Source organism: Mesorhizobium sp. M7A.F.Ca.US.007.01.2.1 (genome assembly GCF_003998165.1).
Lineage (GTDB): Bacteria > Pseudomonadota > Alphaproteobacteria > Rhizobiales > Rhizobiaceae > Mesorhizobium > Mesorhizobium ciceri.
Genome location: NZ_RZQP01000387.1, coordinates 1 through 3,256, shown reverse-complemented (window position 1 = coordinate 3,256; position 3,256 = coordinate 1). Strand labels below are relative to the sequence as shown.

Sequence of the window (3,256 nt, the reverse complement as noted above, 5' to 3'; positions counted from 1 at the left end):
GTCGTAGAGTCGGTCGCGCGTGCCACAATGGCCAAGGTGGCCAAGAGTTTTCGCGCGTTGCGCGCCATTGCGGTGGCGGTGCCGCGCATCGTCTCCAATGATCGTTTCGACCGGCCCGGGGGGCCGTCCGCCGTGCTTGGCCTGCTGCGGCGCAGCATCGAGGTGCCGATCGTCCTGGAAAACAACGTCAACTGCGCGGCCATTGGCGAGATGCATTTTGGTGCCGCGCAAGGCCACCAGACCTTCGCCTTTCTGCAGGTCGGCGTGCGGGTTGGCCTCGGCCTCATCACCGAGGGGCGTTTGTTTCGCGGCGCCGGTGGTGCGGCCGGCGAAATCGGCCGCATGCCGTTTCCATGGTCGGCCAGCGAGACGCCCTATCGTGAAGGGCTCGAACATTATCTCGGCTCTCGGGCGCTAATAGAGCGCTGCCGTGTCGACTGGCCCGCTGCGGAAGGCGCGCCGCCCGACTCGGCCAAGGATCTGTTCGCGCGTGCTCTGGAGGGCTCAGCACCGGCGGTGGCGGCTGTCGCGCGCCATGCCGCCGATATCGGCAGGCTGGCCGCTGGCTGTATCGGCATACTCGACCCCGGCCTGATCGTGCTTGGCGGCGGTGTCGGCAGAAACCCGCTGATGACGGAAAACGTCGAGCGCGTCGCGGCAGAGCTTGCGTGGCCGACACGGATCGCCGTCAGTTCCCTGGGGGACGACGGGACCGCGCTTGGTGCCGTGAAGCTGGCGGTTGATTACACTCTCGGGCTGATGCTGCGCGAAGGGCGCCACCCGGCTGTGGTGCTGCCCCCAACGTCAAACGTGGAGCCTTAGAGGTGGTGTATCGTGGAGGACAATACCTCGTCGTCACTGAGCATTGCTGGCGCTCATCGCGCCAAAGAAGCGCCTGACGGACGAGAGAGACTGGGCCATATGGATTTCGTTTCTTGCGGTGTTCGGGAACGTGCTTTCGCTCGGCCCTGCGCTCGTTTGGCGCGCCCACGTACTGCGACGAGACTTTTTTCCTTCGCCTGAAGATCCTGCATCGCTCGTTCTAGGTGGTCGTATAAAGGAAGCCATTCCTCGCCTTGGTCACTAGGCGCGACGATGATCTCCGCAACGCGGGTCGAGCGCTCGCTCGATGCGCTCCTCCTCATGAGAAATTTCAATGAAATATATGCTATTTAAACGATCGAGTGGGCATCCAGTTCCAGGCTCGAAGGCGGACGGCAGCTTTGCGCCCCATCTCAGTCGTAAAGTTGCATTTTTCAATTGCCCGGAAGCAGACACTTTCTTCAAGGCCCTTCGACGGGTTGGATAGGCTGAACTCACCGGGATCTAAACCAGGCGAAGTTTATCTCGAGCGATCTGCCAAGCCGATTCGACATGTCGCCGTGCCGCCGCTTCCGCCTCATCGGGCTTGCGCGACCTTATCGCGTCCATGATCTCGTTCATCTCGCTGATCGCAGGCTCGCGGCGGTTCTCCGAAAGAATGGTCATCGAACGAAGCTGATTGATTCGGACATTCAGCCCGCTGACGATTTCCCAGGCGACACGCTTGTCGGCGGCCTCGAACAGCGCCTCATAGAATTTCGTCGTCGCCCGCATCACTGCCGGCGGCGTCGCCGACGCCCATGCCCCGAACAAGTCCGCCAGCGCGCGTTCGAGCGTTGCCAGTTGCTCGCCGGTGGCCGACAGGGCGCAGGCGCGTGCCGCAATGCCTTCAAGCAGTGCCCTCAACTCATAGATCTCGTCGGTGCGGCCGAGATCCGGCCTGGCTACGGCCGGCCCGTGCCCAGGGATCATCTGCACGAGCCCCTCGGCCTCCAGTTGCCGCAGCACCTCGCGCACGACGGAACGGCTGACGCCAAGCTGGTCGCAAAGCGGCCGCTCGACCAACCTTTCGCCAGGCTGGAAGTGGAAATCCATGATGGCTTCGCGCATGCGCTCCAGCGCCAGCGTTCTCAAGGTCTTGGCGCTGCGGTCGATGCGAAGGGTGTCGTCTGGCATGTCTTGGCTCCTGCACCGCCACGAAAACAGATTCCATGCCCGGTTGACAAGGTACTTGGTGCTCCATAGCATGGTATACCATAAGATGATACAGGGATCGGACGGTCCCTGGCATCGCCGACCCGAGGATTCCATGCAGCCTGCCATCCGCAAGATCGTGACTTATACCGAGAACACGCTGATCGAAGGCGGCAAGGCTGCACCGCGGCCGCTGCGCCTGATCGGCGTCGCCGCGGTGCTGACGAACCCTTGGGCGGGACGCGGCTTCACCGACGATCTGTCGCCCGAAATCCGCGCCTGCGCGCCGGTGCTCGGAGAGATCCTGACCCGCGAGATCATTGCCGTCGCCGGTTCCGGCGAGGCGATCGAGGGCTATGGCAAAGCGGCCATTTGCGGCACGTCTGGCGAGATCGAGCATGCCTCGGCGCTGATCCACACGCTGCATTTTGGCAATCATTATCGCCGCGCCGTCGGCGCCAAGACCTATCTTGCCTTCACCAACCTGCGCGGCGGGCCGAACACGCCGATCATGATCCCACTGATGGACAAGAATGACGAAGGACGGCGCTCGCATTACCTGACCGTGCATTTCCAGATCGGCGATGCGCCGGCGCCGGACGAACTGGTGGTGGCGCTTGGTGCGTCGATCGGCGGTCGCCCGCATCATCGTATCGGCGATCGCTATCAGGACCTCAAGGAGCTTGGGGACGTGCATGGCTGACGCTTCCACCTGGGCGCGACAGGGCACAACGTTCGATGGCACCTGCTTCATCCGTGCCGGCGCTGGCACGCCGGTGCTGTTCATCCACGGCGTCGGCATGAACGCCGCGATCTGGCAGCCGCAGTTCGAACGCATGGCCGACAGCTTCGACGTCATCGCGATCGACATGCTCGGCCACGGCCAGTCGCCACTGCCGCCGCAGCACCCGGAACTGGCCGACTACGCCGACCAGGCCATTCGCCTGCTCGACCATCTTGGCCTCGACCGGGTGTCCGTCGTCGGCCATTCGATGGGTGCGCTCGTTGCCCAGGAGTTGGCCCTGCGCGCACCGGAGCGCGTCCGCCGCATCGTTTCCCTGAATGCCGTGTTCCGGCGGCCACCTGAACTGGCCGAAGCCGTTCGCCAGCGCGCGGTGGCGCTCAACGGGCGCAGCGATACGGCCGGCACGGCACAGACCATTGCGCGCTGGTTCGGCGATCCGGTGCCGACCGAGCTGGAGGCGGCAGCGCGGAACACGGCATCCGCACTGAGCGCGGT

Annotated in this window: 4 protein-coding genes; 3 read left to right on the top strand and 1 reads right to left on the bottom strand. The window is 64.1% G+C overall.

The genetic code is table 11. The features are described 5' to 3' along the window. The coding region (locus EN949_RS34090) for an ROK family protein (RefSeq protein WP_164782643.1) at positions 1–822 on the top strand (822 nt) is incomplete at its 5' end. A gap of 504 nt (positions 823–1,326) precedes the next feature. On the opposite strand, the gene EN949_RS34085 is transcribed toward EN949_RS34090, so the two are convergent. Next, positions 1,327–1,998, bottom strand: coding sequence for a GntR family transcriptional regulator (locus tag EN949_RS34085; RefSeq protein WP_013525211.1), 672 nt, complete (start codon positions 1,996–1,998; stop codon positions 1,327–1,329). A 133-nt stretch (positions 1,999–2,131) separates the two neighbouring features. Between EN949_RS34085 and EN949_RS34080 the strand changes: the two genes are divergently transcribed. Both EN949_RS34080 and EN949_RS34075 read left to right on the top strand, forming a co-directional pair. Continuing rightward, entirely contained in the window at positions 2,132–2,719 is a 588-nt protein-coding gene (locus EN949_RS34080; protein WP_127367046.1) for an amino acid synthesis family protein, read from the top strand. Further along, a partial coding sequence (locus EN949_RS34075; RefSeq protein WP_164782642.1) for an alpha/beta hydrolase occupies positions 2,712–3,256 on the top strand: 545 nt, incomplete at its 3' end. The genes EN949_RS34080 and EN949_RS34075, both read left to right, overlap by 8 nt.